Source organism: Alteromonas sp. 38 (assembly GCF_902506055.1).
Classification (GTDB): Bacteria; Pseudomonadota; Gammaproteobacteria; order Enterobacterales; family Alteromonadaceae; genus Alteromonas; species Alteromonas lipotrueae.
Genome location: NZ_LR733300.1, coordinates 463,634 through 486,681, shown reverse-complemented (window position 1 = coordinate 486,681; position 23,048 = coordinate 463,634). Strand labels below are relative to the sequence as shown.

17 protein-coding genes are annotated in these 23,048 nt (G+C 43.9%); 10 read left to right on the top strand and 7 right to left on the bottom strand.

Annotated features, from left to right (window positions below; all coding sequences use genetic code 11):
• The first annotated feature begins 42 nt into the window (after positions 1-42).
• Positions 43-903, top strand: a complete 861-nt coding sequence (locus FLAVO9R_RS02015) for an alpha/beta hydrolase family protein (protein WP_159528327.1) — start codon at positions 43-45, stop codon at positions 901-903.
• Here the strand turns inward: FLAVO9R_RS02015 and FLAVO9R_RS02010 are convergent.
• The 4 genes from FLAVO9R_RS02010 to FLAVO9R_RS01995 all read right to left on the bottom strand — a co-directional run bounded on the left by FLAVO9R_RS02010 (position 893) and on the right by FLAVO9R_RS01995 (position 7,614).
• Positions 893-3,727 carry a tetratricopeptide repeat protein gene (locus FLAVO9R_RS02010; RefSeq protein WP_159528325.1) on the bottom strand — a complete coding sequence of 945 codons (2,835 nt, stop codon included), beginning with the start codon at positions 3,725-3,727 and terminating at the stop codon, positions 893-895. The two genes, FLAVO9R_RS02015 and FLAVO9R_RS02010, sit on opposite strands and share 11 nt — an antisense overlap.
• 26 nt (positions 3,728-3,753) lie before the next feature.
• The gene (locus tag FLAVO9R_RS02005; protein ID WP_159534337.1) at positions 3,754-4,704 is read right to left on the bottom strand and encodes a choice-of-anchor A family protein; all 951 of its coding nucleotides are present in this window, start codon (positions 4,702-4,704) and stop codon (positions 3,754-3,756) included.
• Between the two features lie 297 nt (positions 4,705-5,001).
• Entirely contained in the window at positions 5,002-6,174 is a 1,173-nt protein-coding gene (locus tag FLAVO9R_RS02000) for a DUF2855 family protein (protein WP_159528323.1), read from the bottom strand.
• An 18-nt stretch (positions 6,175-6,192) separates the two neighbouring features.
• On the bottom strand, positions 6,193-7,614 hold the full coding sequence (locus tag FLAVO9R_RS01995) for an NAD(P)/FAD-dependent oxidoreductase (RefSeq protein ID WP_159528321.1): 1,422 nt from the start codon (positions 7,612-7,614) through the stop codon (positions 6,193-6,195).
• 152 nt (positions 7,615-7,766) lie between these two features.
• On the opposite strand from FLAVO9R_RS01995, the gene FLAVO9R_RS01990 reads away from it, so the two are divergent.
• The gene (locus FLAVO9R_RS01990; RefSeq protein WP_159528319.1) at positions 7,767-8,357 is read left to right on the top strand and encodes a TetR/AcrR family transcriptional regulator; all 591 of its coding nucleotides are present in this window, start codon (positions 7,767-7,769) and stop codon (positions 8,355-8,357) included.
• 102 nt (positions 8,358-8,459) lie between these two features.
• On the opposite strand, the gene yghU is transcribed toward FLAVO9R_RS01990, so the two are convergent.
• From yghU to FLAVO9R_RS01975, 3 genes are all read right to left on the bottom strand, one after another.
• Entirely contained in the window at positions 8,460-9,317 is an 858-nt protein-coding gene (gene yghU / locus FLAVO9R_RS01985; protein WP_159528317.1) for a glutathione-dependent disulfide-bond oxidoreductase, read from the bottom strand.
• A gap of 964 nt (positions 9,318-10,281) precedes the next feature.
• Positions 10,282-11,973: an NAD-dependent malic enzyme gene (locus tag FLAVO9R_RS01980; protein WP_159528315.1), complete on the bottom strand. Its 1,692-nt coding sequence runs from the start codon at positions 11,971-11,973 to the stop codon at positions 10,282-10,284.
• Positions 11,974-12,044: 71 nt separating this feature from the next.
• Positions 12,045-14,723, bottom strand: a complete 2,679-nt coding sequence (locus FLAVO9R_RS01975) for a penicillin-binding protein 1A (protein ID WP_159528313.1) — start codon at positions 14,721-14,723, stop codon at positions 12,045-12,047.
• A gap of 139 nt (positions 14,724-14,862) precedes the next feature.
• On the opposite strand from FLAVO9R_RS01975, the gene pilM reads away from it, so the two are divergent.
• The 8 genes from pilM (at position 14,863) to FLAVO9R_RS01935 (ending at position 22,851) form a co-directional block, all read left to right on the top strand.
• The gene (gene pilM / locus FLAVO9R_RS01970; protein ID WP_159528311.1) at positions 14,863-15,930 is read left to right on the top strand and encodes a type IV pilus assembly protein PilM; all 1,068 of its coding nucleotides are present in this window, start codon (positions 14,863-14,865) and stop codon (positions 15,928-15,930) included.
• The gene (locus tag FLAVO9R_RS01965; RefSeq protein ID WP_159528309.1) at positions 15,918-16,502 is read left to right on the top strand and encodes a PilN domain-containing protein; all 585 of its coding nucleotides are present in this window, start codon (positions 15,918-15,920) and stop codon (positions 16,500-16,502) included. The genes pilM and FLAVO9R_RS01965 overlap by 13 nt, the downstream gene beginning before the upstream one ends.
• Positions 16,499-17,110, top strand: coding sequence for a type 4a pilus biogenesis protein PilO (locus FLAVO9R_RS01960; RefSeq protein ID WP_159528307.1), 612 nt, complete (start codon positions 16,499-16,501; stop codon positions 17,108-17,110). The genes FLAVO9R_RS01965 and FLAVO9R_RS01960 overlap by 4 nt, the downstream gene beginning before the upstream one ends.
• Entirely contained in the window at positions 17,110-17,640 is a 531-nt protein-coding gene (locus tag FLAVO9R_RS01955) for a pilus assembly protein PilP (protein ID WP_201299235.1), read from the top strand. Before FLAVO9R_RS01960 ends, FLAVO9R_RS01955 begins: the two co-directional genes overlap by 1 nt.
• Entirely contained in the window at positions 17,640-19,400 is a 1,761-nt protein-coding gene (locus tag FLAVO9R_RS01950; RefSeq protein ID WP_159528303.1) for a type IV pilus secretin PilQ, read from the top strand. The genes FLAVO9R_RS01955 and FLAVO9R_RS01950 overlap by 1 nt, the downstream gene beginning before the upstream one ends.
• A 272-nt stretch (positions 19,401-19,672) precedes the next feature.
• A complete protein-coding gene (aroK, locus tag FLAVO9R_RS01945) occupies positions 19,673-20,188 on the top strand; it encodes a shikimate kinase AroK (RefSeq protein WP_013785664.1) in 516 nt (171 codons plus the stop codon).
• A gap of 27 nt (positions 20,189-20,215) precedes the next feature.
• Positions 20,216-21,283 (top strand): 3-dehydroquinate synthase, encoded by a 1,068-nt coding sequence (gene aroB, locus FLAVO9R_RS01940; protein WP_159528301.1) that lies wholly within the window; start codon positions 20,216-20,218, stop codon positions 21,281-21,283.
• 74 nt (positions 21,284-21,357) lie between these two features.
• Positions 21,358-22,851, top strand: a complete 1,494-nt coding sequence (locus tag FLAVO9R_RS01935) for an SPOR domain-containing protein (protein WP_232370556.1) — start codon at positions 21,358-21,360, stop codon at positions 22,849-22,851.
• Positions 22,852-23,048 lie beyond the last annotated feature (197 nt).

Sequence of the window (23,048 nt, the reverse complement as noted above, 5' to 3'; positions counted from 1 at the left end):
GCTCCCGCTTTACTGGTAAGACCAGAAGGGCGAGAACGACGAATGCTTAAAGATATCAGCGTTACCTGTGAAGACAGTACTCACTTAACCGCAACACTCTACACACCTGAACGCGCTATTAAAGGCGCAGTAATGATAGCGCCTGCCACGGGAATTAAGCGTCAGTTTTACGCGGCGTTTGCTAACTATCTTTGTGAACAAGGTTTTGGTGTGATTACATTTGATAACCGGGGTATTGCTGAATCGTTAAAAGGTAAGATTAAACACAGTAAAGCGTCGCTCGTCACCTGGGGGCAACAAGATATGCCCGCCGTTTTAGAAACCCTAAAAATACACTTCCCTAAGACCCAATATTTTTTAGTTGGCCATAGCGCAGGTGGGCAACTTTTAGGGCTAATGCCAAACGTTAATGACCTTACTGCATTTTGTAACTTCGGTAGCTCTTCAGGCAGCTTACGTAACATGCGAGCAGGTTACTTGCTCAAAGCGCACTTTTTCATGAATTTCTATATCCCTTTGAACAACTTACTTTTCGGGCACACTAAGTCTCACTTAGTCGGCATGGGTGAGCCCTTGCCTAAAGGCGTAAGCAGGCAGTGGCAAAAGTGGTGTAATGGTCAAGGGTATGTGAAGGAAGCCTTTGGTAAAGAAGTACTCAGGCACTGGTATGATGATATACGCCTGCCATCTAAATGGATATTGGCCACCGATGATGACATAGCAAACTTGTCGAATGTGAAAGACATGATTAGTGTTTTTCCAGAGCTCGAAGCGGATATTCGTCTGCTCAACCCCGATGACTATAACCTTGCAGAGATAGGCCACATGAAGTTTTTCTCAAGAAAATGTCAGGCATTGTGGCCTGAGGTTAGTGATTATCTGATATTTCACCTCAACGCTTGATTTTTGTAATCAACGCTTCGGCCTGTGAGTGGAGATCAACATATTCTTCTTTGGCTAGTAATGACGTTAGAATTCGTTCGGCCTCATCAAGGCTACCCAAGTTATAAAGTGTATAGGCTAATCGATATTTAAGTGATGGTGATATCGCATCCCTTGCCGATGCCTCTCTTAGAATAGGTAAGCTTTCTTTGTAACGGCCATTAAGCGCTAAGCTCCACCCATAGGAATGCAAGACATCTGCATTGTTGGGCGCAAGCTCAAACGCTTGTTTTGCATAAACGAAGCTTTGGCTAGTATTGGTGGGAAAATGTAAAATAGCCAACCGATTTAACATGGCATATCGGCTATTGTCATCAACAAGACTAAGTAATTGCTGATAATGACCAATAGCTTGTATTCTATCGCCATAGTAGTAGTGATATTGAGCAAGTAAATTGCGAGGGAAATAACGCGTTGGATCTTGCTTTACTATACTATGTAAGCGCGCCAACAAGCGGTTAAAGCTTTGCTGTTGCACACTAATTGAATACAGCTTTGCTAAGGCCAAGTCGAAACTTGCATCTAGTGCCAAAACGTTTTCAAAATACTGATGGGCTGTGTCTAATTGCCCTTGCGCTTGTGCTAATTCACCTTGCTTAAATCTCACTAGCGGGTCATTAGGGAAGTCGCTTTCAAGTATTTCAAGGGAAGTCGCGGCAGCTTTCAATTCCCCAGAAGCAAGCATCAACTTCACCAGCTGCAAATGGATATTTTTATCACCTGGCACTAGTTCATGTGTACCTTTCATGACCTCTAACGCCTTGGCTTGCTGGCCTAATGCTGTCCAAAGCGCGACTTGCGCGAGTCGAGTGTTGATAGAAAGCGACGGGATAATATCCATCTTTTTAAGTGTAGTAAGCGCTTGTTGTTTATCTCTTACTTTTACATAGAACCCTGCTAGTTGCACTAACGCGACTTGGTTTCCAGGTTCACTAGCTAACAGCGTTCTCAGCAAGTCTATAGCACGCTTGTAGTCGCTTACTTGCGCATAGGCTGCTACTGCCGCAAAGGTAACGTTCGATGGTGCCGCAGCACTATTAGACACTAATATTTTACGAAAGCCTGAAATGGCTGCCTGAAGATTACCCATTTGGAAATCAATTTTGGCCAGCTGAAAAGCAACTTGCAAATGTTCAGGACGTAAAGCAGATAGGGAGAGTAATATTTCCCTTGCTTCATCTAACTCATTACGCTGGAGCAACAAGGTTGCCTGATTATAGCGTGCTGCGAACAACCTCGGTGATTGTATAAGTACCTTATCAAGAACCTCTTGCGCTTTTTCGTACTGCTTATTAATAATAAGCTGCGCAGCGTACATATTTTGAATCGACACGTCACTTGGAAAGCGTGTTATCAGAAGCGCAATTGCTTCACCAGCGAGTGCCGAGTTTCCGTTATTGAGATGATGTAGCGCATAGGTCATCAGTACTTGCCGATTTTCAGGGTAACGTGCTTTTAAACGAGACAGTTGCGCATTGCTTTGCGCAACTTTCCCGCGACTTAAGTTTACTCGCACCGCATATAAAGCGACGTTAACGTTATTTGGATATGCTTCTTCCAATTTATTCAATAAGTTTACTGCTGCAAAATTCTGCTTGTTCTCAAGAAAAAGCGTTCCGAGCATTAAGGCTTGATCAATATTGTTGTCTATCAAGGTGTCTGCATGAGGCTGCAAAGCTGACATCGCTGATTTCTTATCCCCAAGCGCAATATTAGTACTTGCTAGCAATATCGCCGTTTGTACATCTTCTTCTGTGTACTTCGCATAACTGAGAAAATTATCGCGGGCTGTTTCGTAATTTTTCTGCATCAACGCCACCATACCGCGTAGGTAATAAAGTGCGGGGTCAGTATGCAACATCACGTCATCTACGTTGGCTAATTGGGTAGCAATTTGCTCTAACTGAGGCCGGATAACCGCTAAGGATTCAACCTGACTAGTCAGCCAACTATTGACGAACAATACGTAAAGATCGCCTTCCGTTTGCAGCAACAAATCTTCAGTGATTAAAAGCGCAGCATCAAAGTCAGAAGAAGAAATGTAAGCATCAATTAAACTACGCGCCATGGTTGGATTATTGGGAGACAACAAGAAAGCTTTGCTGTAAAACGTTTGTGCTTGCGCATACTCCCGACGTTCTTTGGCCAGTTGCCCCTTTAGCCACCACGTTTGCGCTTGGATATCACTTTGCCTCATGGACTTCGCTAATAGGGATTCAGCTTCTTTAAAACGACGCTCAAGTATGGCTAATAGTGCCAACCCGTTGAGGCCTTTGGGATGGTCAGCAGCGCGTGTTAAGATCTGGTCATATTCATACCTAGCGCACAATATTCTAGATTGCTGTATACACGCCTTAGCACGAATTGTATGCCAGTTTATTCGCGCTTCAACAGGAAAGGTTGAATCAAAATCAAGAGAGAGGATGCGCTCACTCTCACCTAAGCGAAGTAGTACCTCGCCCCAAGATTCGAAAATAAGCCCTGCATCGCCCCCTGCGTCATAGGCAGCTTGAAATGCAGCGTCTGCTTGGTTAAACATGCCGTTAACCTGATACAACTGTGCCAATAATATCTGTGCGGGTAAATAGTCTGGTTCAGCTTGAAGTGCATTCTTCGCATAAATAAATGCTTCTTTGTATTCCTTTTGGGCGAAGGAAGCCTTCCCTTTTTCATAGTCTTCGTTATTCGCAGGATATACTGAGAAAGAAAAAGAAAAACACACAAAGAAAACAAGCGCACACAGTGCGCTTGTATTCATAGAAAGCGGGGGAGAGATTTTACTCATCAAGTAACATAGTCTGCTATGGAAACTTAGTCGCAGCGTGCTCTTCTAAAGCTTAAGAATAACAACAATAACGCTAATACTGCAATGGTAGGTGGCTCTGGCACACTCACCACTGGAGGCGCTGAAGGTGTCTCATAATTAAATACATAGTTATGAAATTCTCGGGCGCCGGTATATGAAACCGCAGCGAAAGAGCCATCGAACGACGCACCACCACGGGTTGTCGCTAAGGGCGCTAACACCGAACCTTTAACCGCTAAACTATTAAAGTCAATGCTCTCTGCGTCGTAGAAGTTCCACAGTACATTTGAAAACGCTTCACTACCGTTGAAACCATTGTTCAGGTTCACTCCACCACCTACTACTATGTCATTCGCAAGCGCGTTGCTCGCAGAAACATTGATGATAACGGTTTCTGCATCGCCCCAGTTTAGTGACAAATTACTATTTTGCGCAAAGATATCGTCAGCTGACACATTAAATACTGCAACGCTGTCAGTACCTATATAGTTAAATATACCATCACTGTACGTGCCATTCGCGCTAAGGCTAGCAAAGTAAGCTGAATCGGCGTGAAGTGAGGCCGCGACGTCATCAACACTGAGGTCGGCGTTATAGATTGCTTTGCCATCATTACCGTCATTCAGTTCTACGTGCGATACATTAAGTGAACCGCCATAAACTAAATTATTGTCATTTAATACACGAATTTGGTTAGCATTGACGTCGCCCATAATGGTAACGGCATCTATGGCAGTATTTGTATTTGCAAGTCGACTTCCGAACTCAGCCGCATGACCGCTAGCATTCAAATCACCACCGATAAGCACCTGTCCCTGCACGTCTCCACCTTGAAAGTTATAATCTTCCAACAAGATGAGGTTGTAAGTACCTAATGTGCTTGAAGTAGTCTCTTCGGCGCTCACCGAAGCTATAAATGTAAACAACGACATCACTAACACTGCTAAGCGAATCATTACGCACTGCCTTATGTTTGTATAAAGTATGGCCAAGTCTATTAACTTAGGAAATAAAGCTAAAACTTGTGCCTTTTAGTACGCGATTTGCAAAATTCACACCAAACATGCAAACTCATGATTTAAATAAAATTTATAGACTCAGCTATTATATTAAATATCAGCTTGTAAAATTTACTGACATCCGACAATATTTTTTACATTAAATTAACTTAAGGCACAACATTGGTGCAATGAGTATTCTAAAAAACGTTTTGTGTCTCCGCCCCCATTTGAAAGGGGGGCGTTAAAAATAATTTATGGCGCGAATATCAGGCCTTCTTTAGGTGAAACATCGCCATGACAAATAGCGTCAAAGTTATGCAGTAACGACGCAATATTTTCATGCTCTCTTACCGATAACCACGATGCTGTCCACAGCATAGCTTCTTTTACAAAAGCCCCGCTTTTTGCGTGAAATACACCCGCACCTAACTCAGTCATTCTGGTTTGAATGTGTGCAGGAGCAAAAAAGAATTCATCACTTACGCCAGAGGCGTCTTTTGTATTTTCAGTGCCATCACCTGTGCTTACTTCTTGCCAATGGGTTAATCCCACTTGCACATAGCGCATAAGATCATCGCCAAGCTTATTCTTAAGCAGCAGCTTTACCTTATTGTTGCCCGACATATCTACCACAATGCTGGCTTTGTTGGCGATGTCATCTAGGTCGTCATAACAGACCACTTGATGGTAAACATCTAGTCCTTCAACAAATCCTTGGCTTTTACCAGAAGTCACACCTACCACGTGATAGTCATCTTTTTTAAGAGCATAAGCCAATCCCAGACTGGTTTTACTTGATGCGCTTAATACAATCACTTGTTTTGGTTTAGGTGCATTGCACTGGTCGATTAAATCCCATAAGCAATAGGATGTGATGTATAAAGGCCACAATAACATTTGCAGGTTTTCACGGTGTGACTGAGCTTTATCACCACTACGTTCTAATGGCCGATACAGGTTATAACCCTGCGGTAGTGCTTTTCTATGCGCGCTGGTATCAATCAAATTTCCTTGAGCAAAAGTAATGGCGTCCATATGCAGATGAGTGGCAGGCGGGAAATACCCAAAATAACGACTGCCTACGTCCACACCTTCTACGCTAGATGCTGATACCTTACCTATACCCCACACAGGAATAACGCCCCATTTGTCGTTGGCGTTGTTCTCCAAAGGTTTGTTGGAAGTCGCGTCACCCGAAACAGCTGGAAAAAACTGCCAATACCCAAGCTTTTCACCCATCATGAAATAAGTGAGATTGTTGGCCGTAAACGCAAAACGCTCTACTTCAAAGGTCACACCCTCTTTGGACTGTTCTTCTTTTAATGGTGCGTCTTTTAATGGCGCTTGTTTATAAAGATCGGCATGTTCTATGGAGACTATACGGTGTTGGCTTAAGTCCTGTTTATCAACTTGAAACTGTTGCATTACTTTATTTCCCTTTTCTTAAGATGCGAGTTTGCCGCTGGCTTTCAGCATATGCATGTACTCCATGAGTTTACCCATAGCAGGTTGCGACCCGGCTTTTAGGCGCCCTAACACTTGTAGTTTTGGCATATCGTCTTTGGCCACACCATGAACAATTTTGGAAAAACCATCGAGTCTACAATTATGGATCCATGCACGAAGTTCAGGCGCTTCGCCCCAAACATGCATATTTCGTAGCATCGCTGCCGTCATAGGAACCCAGTCAATATCACGATTTGGCAGAGGAACAACTTGTGTCAGTTTCTGTTTGGTGGCTTCATCATCATAGGCTGCCTCAACATGCGCAATCAGCGCTGCACTGAACACCGGTTGGTAAGCTCGCACGGTTTGCGGCGTAATCGTATTGCCTTCAAAAACAGGTTTTATTTCTAAATTTGTGAGTGCTGATGCCGAACAGTCCACCACCAATGCATCTTCTGGCATTGCCCACTGAGTATCCTCAAACGTAAGCGCCTCTTTTCCAACATGCGTTACTCTGCCATGGCGAATTATATTAGGTAAGGTTTGCAGTGCTGCCAATTCGGCTTCACTTACCGTAGCACCATGGAACATAGCAGGCCTGACGTCTTTATCTATACGCAGCATGACGCCCTTTTCCTCTAATTTATCGAACATGTCATCGATAGAGGTCGACTGTGCAATGGCTTCCATTTGGTTAGCTTGCGCGCCAATGGTATCGAAGAAAAATTCATCTAGTGGCTGGGTGTTTTTTCTATTGAGTAGCCATGCGTCCCGAGATACCACCCAATGAATGTTTTCAGGGTTTACAAAATTGCTAAGTAACCATAAACAGGTGTCGATCCCCGTTTTACCTCCCCCAATGACGACATAATTTTTATGACCTGTTACTCGTTGGGTTAAGGTATTGACTGGCGTAAAATCAACCTTGTCATCACGGGTAAAGCTTGGCTTGTGGGTAATGGGAATACTGGTTTTTAAATAAGTCGCGTCTACTGTCTTTTTGTTGACGGTAACGTCGTACGTTTTACCGCCAGTGATATTGGTAAATTTGCCCTCGCCTTCGTATTGGCTGAGGGGAAAATATTGAACACGACCCGAGGGCAAAAAGGTCTCTTGCATGACTGAATCGAAGTAGGCACTCACCTCAGCACCAGAGGCTAAGCTCATCAAGCCCTCATTCATTCCTGTTTTATCAATCACTCCGCGATTTAGCTCTCGTGAACAAACACCATAGAAAGCAGAAGGCTGATGTAAGGTGACAAAAGGGTAAGCTAAGTTCCAATGGCCGCCAGGCTTGGCATATTTATCGACTATGATAATGCTGGCATCGGTTTCACTGAGTAGTACATCGGCAAACGCCATGCCTACCGCCCCACTTCCCACAATCAAATAATCGCAAGTTAATTGTTCTGCTTTCATATACTATGTCCTTTATGTATGAACCTGCCTGCACGCGGGTTTAATAAATGTAATCACGCTAAACGACAATCTAATGGAACGATTGAATATAACAGTGTTATATTCAATATATATAACGCCGTTATATTGCGCAACATGTAAATTCAATGTAAATGAAAAAAGATACTCGTCAGAAAATTTTAGAAGCGGCTTCAACCCTGTTCTTAAAAGGGGGGAGTCACGCGTTAAGCGTACGTGCTATTGCTGAGGGTGCAGGTATGTCTACGATAGGCATCTACAGCCACTTCAAGGGGAAGCAAGGTATTCTTGATGCCCTGTATATTGAAGGCTTTACCCTTGTTGATGAAATGATGAAGCAATCTGAGGGTAGTACCCCATCAGATAGGTTGCTCAATGCCTGTGAACACGTACTTCAATTCTCTGAAGCACATGCAGCGCATTACAATCTAATATTTGGCTCTAATCTAAAAGATTACACCCCCAACGAAGACGCGATTGCTGCTGGGGAAAAGGCATTTATTACCTTAACTAAAGTGGTATCAGCGATAATAAAAAAAGAGACTGCTGTAGAAGAGCGTCAGGATATAGCAATGCAAATATGGGCGTTGTGTCATGGCTATATAAGTTTAAACCAACATGAGATTCGCAATAGAATTAATTGGGTAGATTGGAAGACGCGGGCGTTAAATGCTATTCGGCTGCACGTTTACGCGTTGGTAGCTACGCACAACAATAATTCATAACAACAATACAAAGCGGCAACACACAAACCAGCCTATCAAGAGAGTATACTCGAAATAGGTAACAATTTTATGTGTTGCTAACTCTTATCGCTGTTCGAGGGCTTATTTCACTTCGTTTAGCGCATCATCGATGTCTTTAGCACTATGTCTATTTTTAAGCTGCGCATCCCCCCACGTACGATTAACAATCACCCCTCGCGTTACAGCAGGGCGCGCCTCAATTTCTGTTGCCCAGCGTAAAAGGTGTTTGTAGTCGTTCACTTGCAAAAAAGTGGCTGCATCATAAAGATTACCGAGTACTAAGTTGCCATACCATGGCCAAATAGCCATATCAGCAATACTGTACTCCTCTCCGGCAAAATAGGTATTTTTGGCGAGATGTTTGTCTAGCACATCCAGTTCACGCTTTACTTCCATGGTAAAACGGTTAATGGGATATTCCATTGGGTAGGGCGCATAACTGTAAAAATGCCCAAAACCGCCGCCTAAGTAGGGTGCTGAACCTACTTGCCAAAATAACCAGTTGAAACATTCTACTTTTGCAGCAGGATCGGTAGGAATAAATACCGTAAACTTATCCGCTAAGTAACGAAGTATTGAACCCGATTCAAACAGCTTCGTTTCTGGTGAAGTGGAAGTATCTACCATGGCTGGAATTTTTGAATTTGGGTTTACGTCAACGAAGCCAGATGAAAATTGATCACCTTCACCGATATTAACCAACCACGCATCGTAATCAGCGTCAGTAATACCTGCGGCCAAGAGCTCTTCCAACATGATGGTGACTTTTTGTCCATTTGGTGTTGCCAACGAATAAAGCTGAAGTGGATGCTGGCCTACAGAGCGTTCTTGCTCATGGGTAGCACCCGATACTGGGCGATTGATACTAGCCCACTTGTTACCGTCATCTTCATTTTGGCTCCATACTTTTGGAGGGGTATAGGTATTACTGTCAGACATATCAGATCCTTTTCTATCGCATTAGCATGATTATAAATTTGATGTGTGTACTGAATATGGAATTACAATGAGCAGGATTAAGGATATACGACCAAGCGCTTCTCGCTAGGACAGTTCGCAAAGAAGGCAGAATAAAATCGTTTTTAAACGTATTTTAAACTGCCCCTGCGATAATAAAAGGCGCGCAATCCATTGCCCGCAAACTGTGTGGCCATTTGGTGCCTGCTAGTCATAGTGCATTCACTATGACTAGCAGCCCCAGTAACCGAATTCTATTCGAACAAGTACTCAATGTTGCTTGAAAAAGCCTAGTCTTGTTCCAAAGAGGACAATGCATCAAGCAACATGCACGTATTGAAATCGTTCGACATAAGCTCGTTTGACCTAAGCTCATTATCAAAAATGCTTCTGGTAAAATTCCTTACTATTGCAAACATACGCTTCCTCCCTGTGGGTATTGGGTTAACTCACAATACCGATGCTGTTATTACCGTGTTTCCAGTGCCGTGTTCCAAATACTATACAACTAGCATTACGATGCATTAAACCAAGCGATGCCCAAACTTATTAGGCTTAAAGCCCCCTTCCTCTTTTAAAGAGTACTACTTAAAAGGCGCGAGGCTGAGCTAGGCGAACCGACCAACGTAATGGAGCGGTTGCTGGCTTTCTAACTTGGAGCCCTACTAGGGTTCTTACCCGAACTTTTTAAGCTAAGCAGCATTTATGCCATCACAACAAATCAAATAATATCAATAACTTAATAGTAATATGAAATTAGGAAAGATAGGGGGGACTGAGAAAATGTTGCACTCTCGCAACACTTTATTACTGACGTGGAGAATAGCTGGAACTTGTAGTGAAAAGAGTAAGTACATGTGAGCTAGAAAAAGCTACCAGAAGAAACAAAAAAGCAGCCCTAGGGCTGCTATCGTATACTTGAACAAACGCGTGCAAAGATACTTATTTAAATACTCACGCGCTTATATGGTCTGTATTCAGCTTTCCAGAAATTACGCTCAATATGGTCATTCAACGCATCGTCTGACATCTCAAGGGCTAGCCCTTGCGCCATTGCGACCTTACCTACTTCAAAGGCTATTTTACGGCTAAGCTCAGCGATAGCACCCAATGGTGGTAATAAGGAACCTTCACCTGTGTTTACCAAAGGCGACGCGTCTGCAAGTGCGTTACTTGCCGCCATCAGCATTTCATCACTAATTAATTTTGCTTTTGCAGCAACCACACCAAGGCCTATGCCAGGGAAAATATACGAGTTGTTACACTGGGCAATGGTAAATACTTTACCTTTGTATTCAACTGGCTTGAACGGGCTTCCCGTTGCAATAACCACTTCGCCATCGGTCCATTCGATAACCTGCTCTGGTCGTGCTTCAACCTGACGAGACGGGTTACTTAATGGAAAGATAATCGGTAGCTCACAGTTTTGCTTCATGGCGCGAACCACCTGCTCAGTGAACAAACCAGGTTGCCCCGATACCCCAATAAGAATATCTGGCTTGGCACAGTGCATAACATCAAGTAGCGATGCGTAATCGCCGCTAAAAGTCCAAGTTTCAAGGTCGACTAACTGCTGATTGAGCTTTTGCTGGAAATCGCGTAGGCCTTCCATACCTTCGGTCACTAAGCCAAAGCGGTCTACCATGAAGACTTGCTTACGCGCCTGCGCATCGCTAATACCTTCATGCACCATTTGCTGAATAAGCATCTCAGCAATACCACAGCCGGCTGAACCTGCCCCAACAAACACCACTTTCATGTCAGATAACTTTTGTTGTTTCATGCGACATGCCGCTAAAATAGTGCCTAACGTAACCGCAGCAGTACCTTGAATATCGTCGTTAAAGCAACACACTTGATTGCGATAGCGGTTCAGCAAAGGCATCGCATTAGGTTGTGCGAAATCTTCAAACTGAATCATTACTTCAGGCCAGCGGCGTTTTACAGCCTGAATGAACATATCGACAAATTCATCGTAGTCTTCTTGCCCAATACGAGGGTGACGTGCCCCCATATACATAGGGTCGTTGAGCAACTTCTCGTTGTTAGTTCCCACATCAAGCATAACGGGCAAGGTATACGCAGGGCTAATACCACCACAAGCGGTATATAGCGAAAGCTTACCAATCGGTATACCCATTCCACCAATGCCTTGATCGCCAAGGCCAAGAATGCGTTCGCCATCAGTCACTACAATCACTTTGACTTTACGCTTGGTGGCATTACGAACAATGTCATCTATTTGGTGGCGCTCTTCCCACGATACAAACAGCCCGCGCGAACTACGATAAATGTCCGAGAACTGCTCACAAGCATCACCCACTGTTGGGGTGTATATAATTGGCATCATCTCATCAATATGTTTTTGAATAAGACGATAAAACAGGGTTTCGTTGTTATCTTGAATGGCGCGTAAATAGATATGCTTGTTCAGTACTTCGTCGAAGCTACTGTATTGCATGTACGCACGCTCAACTTGCTCTTCAATACTTTCGTAACGAGGCGGTACTAAGCCCGTTAAGTTAAATGCAGCGCGCTCTCTCGAGGTAAATGCACTGCCCTTATTTAACAGGGGCGTTTCCAACAGCGAGGGTCCAGCATGAGGAATATAAAGATATCGATTTGAATCTTCTGACATGGGTAATCCGGTTTTATTTACAGGCAATTACTTAGCTGCAACCTGATAAGCGTGCTTTTGCACGCTTTTTATTAAAATATTTCTTCAGGCTCTGGCGTCGTCGTTTTATTTTGCGAGGCAGGGTCGACCACTTCATCATCAAGAACATATGAGGTGGGTTCAGTGCCTTGCAAGAAATATTCGAACAGTGTCGTATGGTCTGTCCTTCGGGTCAACTTCCCACTGGTACGATCAATGCGGACACGCACTATTTTTTCAGGTACAGGAATAGGTGAATGAGGCTTTTCTGCCAATGCATATTCCATAAATCTTATCCATGCCGGACCGGCCGCTTTTGCCCCGTCTTCGGTACCAATTAACGCATTACCAATCCAATTGAATTTTTCAGGGTTGCGATTAACGAGGTTTTGATTGCGAGTAGCACGGCCAAGTTGTCTTCCCATGTTGTCAAAACCAACCCAAGCGGTCGCGACGATATCTTTTTGGAAACCACTGAACCATGTATCTCTTGAATCGTTCGTGGTACCTGTTTTACCTGCAATATCGGTGCGCTGCAGAATATTTCGTGCACGCCAACCTGTACCAAGCCAATAAGTCTTCTTACTCCAATTCCCATTAGCACGGACACCGGTACGCATCATCTCACCTACCAAGAAGGCATTTTGTGCGGTAATGACTTGGGGTGCACTCTGCTGTTCCGTTGTTTCGCTCTGTGCTAGCAATACATCTTTATTAAGCTGGGCTTCGAGTAAGGCTTCAACATCAACATCGTTATTGTCTAAATCGTTTTCTACATCACTTTCCGGATAGCTTTCAGGCGCATGAGCCTTGGTGCAGTTATCGCATGCCCAAACAGGGTTAGCTTCCCACAACACTTGATTATGTTCATCCAGCACTTTAGCAATAAAGTGAGGGTTTACTAAGTAGCCGCCATTAGCAATAACTGACATACCACGAACCACTTCTAGCGGTGTATGAGAGCTAGACCCTAACGATACGGTTTCGTCTAATGGAATATCGTCTGGATCGAAACCAAAGCGAGTCAGATAGTCTGCCGCTTTACGAAGCCCAACACCCCGCAGTAGACGAACTGACACTACATTCTTCGATTTACCCAAGGCTTTACGCATACGAATAGGACCATCGTACTCCGCCGGTGAGTTTTGAGGGCGCCAAGCAACACCGGTTGCCGCATTCCATTGATTGATAGGGGCATCATTAATAATAGAAGCGAGGGTATAGCCGCTGTCTATCGCCGCAGAATAAATAAAGGGCTTAATGTTAGAGCCTACTTGTCGTTTTGCTTGCGTCGCACGATTAAACTGGCTTTGGTAAAAACTGTATCCACCGACTACCGCTTCAACCGCACCATTTTTTGGATTAAGCGCAATAAACGCCCCGCTCACTTCTGGCAATTGCGCGATACGCCATGCGTCGTCTTGTTCACGAACATAAATTACCGCACCAGGTTGGGTGATATCTGAGGCTGTTTCGGGCTCGCTACCTTGCCTAAAGTCGGTGATATATCGTCTCGCCCAGTCTAAACCTTCCCAAGTGATCGTTCGCTTCTCGCCGTTTACATCAAGCACATCAATAGATTGATCAGCGGCCAAAAGTACAACTGCAGGCACAAGAGGCTTAATGTATGGCACTCGTGACAACGCAGAAAGCATCTCGCGCTCGCTCCAGTCACTGGCGAGCAACTTTTCACTTACGTCAAAATCTAAAGAAAGCTGAGGTACTGGCTCATCTTGGCTCTCTGGCGAAGGGGCGTCCCACAAATAGCCAAGCGGCCCTTTGTAACCATGGCGCTCATCGTAGTCGTGTAGATTCCTTACCACCGCGCGCTGAGCAGCGAGTTGTAAGTCGGAACCCGCGGTCGCGTAAACCTGATAGCCGCCTGTCTCCGCTTCATCTTTACCGTAAATATCGACCATTTCGTTATAGATGATGTCGGCTAAATAAGGTGCATCCACTTCAATTTCAGCCCCATGCTTACGTGCAGTTATAGGCGCGCTTGCCGCATTATCAAAGTCCACTTTAGATATGTATTTTTCATCAAGCATGCGCAGCAACACCACGCGGCGACGGCCTGCTGATGCTTCAGGGTCAGTAATAGGGTTTAGCGCTGAAGGCGCTTTTGGAAGGCCTGCAATAGTGGCAAGTTGTGCCAAAGTGAGTTCATTAAGAGATTTACCATAATACACTTGGGCAGCGGCACCAAAACCAAACGAACGATGGCCTAGCTCAACTTTATTTAAATAGAGTTCAAGGATCTCTTCTTTACTGAGTTCCTGCTCCATGTGCCACGCGATAAATATCTCTTTTACCTTACGAATATACGTTTTTTCTCGACTTAAAAAGAAGCCTCGAGCAAGCTGCATTGTTAATGTACTCGCCCCCTGCCTTTTTTCTCCCGTAATAATTAAACTTAACGCAGCACGGGCAATTCCAATGGGGTCAATTCCGTGATGTTCAAAGAAGCGACTGTCTTCGGTTGCCAATATTGCGTGGATTAATTGTTCAGGAACTTCCTCAAGTTTTACGGGTATCCGCCGTTTAACGCCATATTGGGAAATTAATTTTCCATCATGAGTATATATCTGCATGGGCGTTTGGAGTCTAACATCCTTAAGTACAGTAACGCTTGGTAGGTTAGGTTTGATATAAAAGTAAATACCAACAAGCGCGACACACCCAATAAGGCCTGAGATGACAAAGAATAATAATAACGGTTTAATGTACTTCACAATTTAAGGATACCAAGGCATTTTTGCGAAAATGACGTATATTTTCATACGTATGTGTTATCAATAGAACCATACGCACAATAAAAACTGAGTAATATTGTACTTTAGAGCAACTACCATTGAAACCGGACACTTGTAAATGAAATCGCTGTTCAAGAAAAAGATGCCTCCCATTGTGGGTTTAGACATAGGCACACGTCAAATAAAAGCGGTATGGCTAGAACCTTCAGTCAATGGCTATATGCTTCAAGGCTATGCTTGTGAATCTATCAATAAAGTGGCTTTTTCTGAGCGAGATATTAAAGATTACGAGGCGGTAAGTTTAGCACTTAAAAAAGTACGTAACAGCTTAAAAACTAAAATAAAGCAAGCTAATGTAGCGGTAGCGGGTACATCAGTAATCAGTAAAATCGTTTATATGGAGCCAGACCAAAACGATTATGAACTTGAAAGCCAGATAGAAATTGAAGCGGACAGCCTCATTCCTTTTCCCCTTGAAGAAGTTTATATAGACTTTGAAGAACTAGGCCCAAGTGAAACACATTCTGGCAAGGTCAATGTTCTGTTGACGGCCGCACACAAAGATTTAGTAGATAGCCGATTGCTACTGTCCCGCGAAGCCGATTTCGAACCTAAAATTGTTGATGTGGAAAATTACGCAATTGGAAACGCTATCGACTTTTTCTATAACGGAAAAGTGGAAGATGAAACCATTTGCGCCATTAATGTAGGTGCCTCATTACTTCAAGTTAGCGTGGTACGTAACGGCAATGTTGTCTATACAAAAGAGCATGCGTTCGGGCTAAATAACTTAGTCAACGACATTAGCGCTATTCAAATGATTGAGCGTGATGAAGCCGAGCGTCTATTGATGGACGAGTCATCGTCTGACAGTTGGTTAGACGAAGTGTTACCTATCTTTGCCGCTAATTTACAGCAGAACATCAATCGTGCATTGCAAATGTACATGACGACATTTCATGTTGACCGGCCTGCGAAAATTTTACTTTGCGGCGGCGCTGCCACCATCCAACCTTTGGTCGATATTTTACGCCAAGACTTGGGCCTACACGTTGATGTATTCGACCCCTTTTTGGGCATGACCATGAACCCTAAGTTAGATTCCCAGCGGTTACGTCGTATCGCCCCACAGCTAACTATTGCCGCGGGCCTTGCTAGCCGGAGTTTCACATCATGGCACATGTAAACTTACTTCCTTGGCGCGAGCAGCGACGCCAACATCAAAAGCAGCAGTATTTGATGGGTCTGCTAGCCGTTGCTGCTATCGTGGGGTTAATTTTTTGGTTTATCGGTCAGGCCATCGACCAACAAATTAATCATCAGAATTCTAGGAACCAGTTTCTTGAGCGCGAGATTGCCTTATTAGATGCGAAAATAGCAGATATAAAGAATATTAAAGAAAGTAAAAATGCGATTGAACAACGCATGGCCCTCATTGAACAACTACAGGCTAGCCGAAATGTAGCGGCCATTATATTTGATGAGTTGGCCAAAATCGTACCTGTGGGTGTGACCTTTCAATCCATGAAGCGCATGGGAAATAAGTTAGAAATTGAAGGCGTTAGTGATTCAAATAACCGACTTTCTGATTTCATGCGTTCATTAGATAACTCTGATGTTTTTGTTGGAGCAGAATTATCGTCAATAAAAGCAGACACCAATGCCTCGCGCGCGATTAGCACCTTCACGCTTACCTTTATGGTTAGCGCTTCGGTATCACCGTTGAAGCAAGGCGCTGAAGGGAAGACTAATAAATGAAATTTGATGTAGAAAAGCTCAAAGAACTCAATGAGCTAGACTTTGAACAAATTGCTATTTGGCCCAATGAAGTACGCATAGTGGTTGCTGCCTTCGTGGCAATCTTAATTGGCGCGCTTAGCTATTATCTGCTTATAAGCCCTAAACTGCCTATCCTTGATACGGCCGAGTTAAAAGAACAAGAGCTGAAACTGCAATATGAAGCCAAGTACCGCATTGCGGTAAATGAAGAAGCGTACCGAGAACAGCTTGCCCAACTGGAAGATGACTTTTCTTCCATGCTGAAAAGCTTACCTACCAGCAATGAAACCCCAGGTTTGCTAGACGATATAACCTATGTAGGCACATCATCTGGGCTTACCTTTAAATTATTGAACTGGCAACAAGAAGTACCTAAAGAGTTTTACACCGAACTGCCTATTGAAATTGAAGTCAGTGGCGGATATCACCACTTTGGAGAATTTGTCTCCAAAGTGGCTGGACTTTCTCGTATTGTCACCTTACATGATTTCGATATTTTACGAGATAGCAATGGGCTCACATTGCAACTGCAAGCGAAAACCTACCGCTCAGAAAACAGTACCGGAATAAGCGGAGGATCTCAGTGATGCGCTTTTTTTTAGTACTTGCTGCGGTTGTTATGGTAACCGCTTGCTCGCCAAAACTTGATGACTTGCAGGCATATACGCAGAGTGTCAGCGAAAATGTAGTTCACAATATAGAGCCCTACCCTGAGTTTGCTACACCTACAACCTTTATATATTCAGCGAGCGAATTGCCTAGCCCTTTTGATTCGCCTAAAGAAAACACGGCGCCATTAACGCAAACTCGACAAGAAAACTGTTTTCAACCTGACTTTGAACGTACAAAGCAGAAATTGGAAAGGTATGGCTTAGACTCATTAGGCTTAACCGGTAACTTTAAAAGCCAAGGCATTGAATGGGCACTAATCACCAGTAATGACGGCGTTTTACATAAAGCCAAAATTGGCAGCCGCATCGGGTTATTTTACGGTAAAATCACCGGAATTAATCCAAACTCACTAACAATAGAACAGTTAATACCTGATGGCGCAGGTTGCTGGCAGAAAAAAGAGATAACGTTGAGCAAAACCTCAACGTCAGGAGAGAAAAAATAATGGCTGAGCGTTACCTATTTAACAAGTCTTTAAATCGTAGAAGTGCTCGCTGGCCTTGGTTGCTGGGTTTTGCCGCTATCTGTACGGTATTGATACTTTATGTTGCGCCCGCCAAAGCGTTAGAACCCGTATTGTACGACCCAAGTGACAACACACCGTCAACCCGGATTACCGATATAGACTTTACCCGAGAAGCAAATAATATCGGTGTTGCGCTAGTCACCTTTGAAGGAGCTTCACCTACCCCGCAACTCGTTGAGTCTCAAGGAAAGGTTACCATTACCCTCGCTGATAGCGAGTTAGATGAAAGTCAGCTCGTTGAATTAAACGTGATAGAGTTTTCCACGCCAGTATCAATCATTGAGACATTTCAAGACGAAAAAAGTACCCGCATAGAAATTCTTTATAGCGATACCGTGACCGCCCGCCACGCGGTAGAAGATAACGTCATTCGCATCAAAATTGAGCCGATGAGCTTGTCGCAACAAGAAGAATTAGAAAACAAAAAAACCTACACTGGCGACCCGATTTCGTTAGATTTTCAAGATGTACCTGTACGTCAAGTGTTGCAAATTATCGCGCAAGTTAACGGCTTTAACTTGGTGACCACAGACACAGTTACCGGAAATGTCACCATAAGCCTGTCTGGTGTTCCATGGGATCAAGCCCTTGATATGATTTTACGCGTTAAAGGGCTGGATAAACGCCTAGAAGGTAATATTTTACTGATTGCACCAACAGAAGAGCTTACCGCCAGAGAAACCCAAGCGCTGCAGTCAAAGAAACAGGTGTCTGATTTGGCCCCTCTTAGCACCGTCAATATTTCGGTAAATTACGCCAAGGCAGCCAAGCTAGCGACTATCTTGAAATCTTCAGAGGGTGGCATTTTATCTGAGCGCGGCACTGTCACCGTAGATGAGCGCACCAACACTATGCTTATTCGAGATACCTTACCTTCAATTGATGAAGCAAGAAAAATGATTGATGCACTGGATATTCCGGTTAAACAAGTATTAATTGAAAGCAGAATGGTCACCGTACTTGATAACGTTGATGAAGAGCTAGGCGTTCGTTGGGGCTTAAGCGATAGAGAAAGTGACAGTGGCGTTTCAGGGACTATTGAAGGGGCGGAAACTATTGCAGGCGGCTCTGTTCCAAGTATTGACGATAGACTAAACGTAAACCTCCCTGTTTCTGGTGCAGCTGGCACTATTGGCTTTCAAATAGCGAGCTTGGTTGATGGCACCATATTAGACTTAGAATTGTCAGCACTTGAATCTGAAAACAAAGGTGAGGTTATTGCTAGTCCGCGTATTACGGTAGCGAATCAGCAAGAAGCTTATATTGAACAAGGAACTGAAATTCCGTATGTTCAAGCTACCTCAAGTGGTGCTACTTCGGTTGAATTCAAAAAAGCGGTGTTATCGCTTCGTGTAACACCACAAATTACGCCAGATAATCGCATTATTTTGGATTTAGTTGTTACTCAAGATACCCGTGGTGAAACCGTTTCAACTTCAACCGGTGATGCGGTGGCCATTGATACCCAAGAAATCAAAACTCAGGTCTTAGTAGAAAACGGCGAAACCATAGTATTGGGCGGTATTTTCCAGCAAACGAGTACCGATAGCGTGTCAAAAGTGCCATTATTTGGCGACTTGCCGTTTTTAGGTGTACTGTTTCGAAATACATCAGAGTTTCAAGAGAAGCGTGAGCTACTTATATTTGTAACGCCCAAAATAATTACAGAAAAACCGTAACAACCTATAATTCAAGGTAAAATGCGGACTGAGAGTAGTCCGCTTTTTACGTTTTCTCGTACTGCAATGCCTCTGTATTTACATTATAGTGCTAATTGTTTTCAACAATACTTGCAAGGGCTTGTTAGAAACTGAGATAATCGCGGTCTCGAAATTTTAGCGAGGTTAAAGGAGTAGTGCTTATTGGACATTAAATAAGCACGAGTCAATGGGTAGGCTGGTAAGGCAACAGTGCATGCCCCTAACATGATAAAGTTGTGATATAAGCAAATATGGCTGAAAAACGTAATATCTTTTTGGTTGGCCCAATGGGTGCTGGCAAAAGCACCATCGGTAGACACCTAGCAGACGAACTTCACCTGGATTTTTATGACTCCGATCAGGAAATAGAGCGCCGTTCTGGTGCTGATATCGCCTGGATCTTCGACCTTGAGGGCGAAGATGGATTCCGTGCGCGTGAAGAAAACATCATCAATGATTTAACAGACAAGCAGGGTATCGTGCTTGCCACTGGTGGCGGTTCAATTGTAACCAAAGCAGTTCGTAATCGTTTGTCTGCACGAGGCATTGTTGTTTACTTGCAAACTACGATTGACAAGCAAGTTGCTCGAACACAGCGCGATAAGCGTCGCCCTTTACTTCAAAACAACGATCCGGAGCAAGTACTTCGCGATCTTGCTGATTTGCGTAATCCTCTTTACGAAGAAGTTGCAGATTATGTAGTTGATACTGATGACCAATCTGCTCGCGCAGTGGCTAACCAGATCATTAGTAAAATCGGTTTATAAATAAAATAATTAGGAGGTGCTACGCCCATGTCAACTTTAACTGTGGAACTTGGCGAACGTAGCTATCCTATACATATTGAGGCCGGGCTGCTTAAGCAGCCTGGCCTTTTTGTGCCTTATATAAAAGGCCCATTAGCGGTTATTGTCACCAACGAAACCGTGGCGCCTTTATATCTTGATGCAGTGAAAGCCGCATGTGGTAGCAAGCAAATCGAAACCATTGTCTTGCCTGACGGTGAACAATACAAAAACCTTGAGCAATTTGAGGTTGTCATGACCCACTTGCTTGAAATCAACGCTGCACGCGATACCACCCTTATTGCATTAGGTGGCGGTGTTATTGGCGATTTATGTGGTTTTGTTGCTGCAACGTATCAACGCGGCGTCCCCTTTATTCAAGTGCCCACTACCCTACTTTCTCAAGTAGACTCTTCTGTTGGCGGTAAAACCGCGGTTAATCATCCGTTGGGTAAAAACATGATTGGCGCTTTTTATCAGCCAATCTTAGTCGCCATTGATACGCAATCATTGTCTACGCTACCTCCCCGTGAATTCTCTGCAGGTATGGCGGAAGTCATAAAATACGGCATCATTTATGATGAAGCCTTTTTTTCTTGGCTTGAAGCGAATGAGCAAGCGCTAAAACAGCTTGATGAATCAACCCTTAATGTCGCCATTAAACGTTGCTGTGAAATTAAAGCGGAAGTGGTTGCTAAAGATGAACGTGAAGGTGGACTGAGGGCTATTTTGAACCTGGGTCACACCTTTGGTCACGCAATCGAAGCTGAGCAAGGTTACGGTAACTGGTTACATGGCGAAGCCGTGTCAGCTGGTACTATAATTGCTTGTATAGCAGCAGAGCAGTTAGGTTGGTTTACAGCGTCAGAAACTCGTCGCGTACGTTCACTCTTCGAGGCATTTTCACTTCCAGTGGAAGGCCCTAGCACAATGAGTAAGCCGGATTATGTTAAGCATATGAAGCGCGATAAAAAAGTAGAAGCAGGTAATATTCGTTTTGTGCTGCCTAAGAATATGGGTAATGCAGTCGTCACTAAAGACGTCACTGACGATATTCTTACTGAAATTCTGCGCTAGTCGTTTACTGGCGCATACCTAACTAACACCAACATTCGTTTTTTGCTAGCCCTTTTACGCAGGTATTGGGCTTTATGGGGTTATTGCGCATGCACAGTGAATTGCATGAACGTCTTGAGTATTTAGTTAATTATTCCTCTCAACTGGTTTTTGTCAGTGGCGACTCTATTGCAGAGCAACAGCAAACCCTTGAAGCCTTCGTTTACCAGCAGCATGACGATACTGAAATAGCATATTTAACTGCTGAGTCTAATATGGATATTTCTGACTACCGTGGTCAGTTATGCCGTCAGTTGTTAGGTCAAGTAGTAGGCAGTTTTGTACGCCCTCTTAACGAACTTTTATCCGCACTTAACATCCATGAAGGGCCAGTACTCATTGCTATAACGCAAGCCGAGCACATGCCCGACAAACTGCTTCAAGAACTATGGGATTTGGTGTTACAAAGCCGCTTTGCGGGTAACAAGCAGCATTTGAATGTATTGCTATTTGCCACAACCGAGTGGGCTGAAAATGCCAAAAAGTGGCTCCCAGCCAAAAATACCGATACGCCATTGCTTATTAGTAGTCAGTCTATTTCTTCAAATCTTCAAGGTTCAAAGTCTCAAGGCTCTGAACTAGATAGGATGATTTCCCAGCGCAGAGAAGCGTTTCAAGCTCACCTTGATAAACGAAACCTTCCTATCGAAACGACCCCGTCAAATCCACTTACCTCTACGGGGTTCTATATTGCTATTGCCTTAGTTTTCTTAATAACCTTTGGCGGGTTGGTTACCTGGCAATATGGCGATTCAATATCGTCATTATTTTCACCTATTGCACAACCGTCTATGCCTTCTGAGTCTGAAAATGTGATACCAGGCTCTGCTTTTAGCAAGGTTGCAGACAATCAAGCTGAACAGCCTATTGCCTCAATCACAGACAATGAGAGCAATGTAGAACTGGTGACTGACTGGAAAGGTGCCGTTTCCTCGCTTAATGGCGACGCAACAGATAGCGTTTTAATAGACGGCTCTGCTGAACAGACTACGCTTGTAGTAGATTCAATAGTGCAAAGCAGTAACCAAGATTCTCAGCAAAGTGGATTGTCTAATGAAGTTGACAATAACGCGCCTTCATTGAGCAAATCTGATACCAATACACCACAGCCCACTGAAAATGACACTAAACAAACCGCCACGGCTCAACAAGGCAACGCGCAGGCACAAGTTCAACCTCAAAGCGGTGATGAGACAAGCAGTGAAGGCATTACCTCCACCACGGCAGAAATGTTACGCCCCAACATGGTTTTACCCAATGACTTTGTCATTCAAATGGTCGGCATTAAAGATAAAAACGTTGTTCGACAATTTATTGCTCAGAATAACCTACATGCCGTTACTCGTCAGTATGTGACTACACGGTATGGCGGTGATTGGCACGTGGTGGTCTTTCATCAGCCATTCAAATCATTAACACAAGCTCGTGCGGCGCTGTCCGCGTTGCCCGATTACCCGACTAAGAACGAAGCGTTCATTAAACGTGGGCAGCAAATTCTAGACGAAATGGCACTGGTAGCTGGCGAATAATAGTACGTTGTGCCCATTGTACTGACTTCAAACAAAAGAAAAGCCGTCAGCTTTACGTTTCATGGTTGTTCCATCGTATGAGGAAAGATACAATCTATCTTTAGCGTGGTATTGCGAAGTAATTGCAACGCCACTCCCCAGAATTACGCCAAACTCGGCGAGTACCGGATTGACAACCGTCTATATTCCGTGCAGGT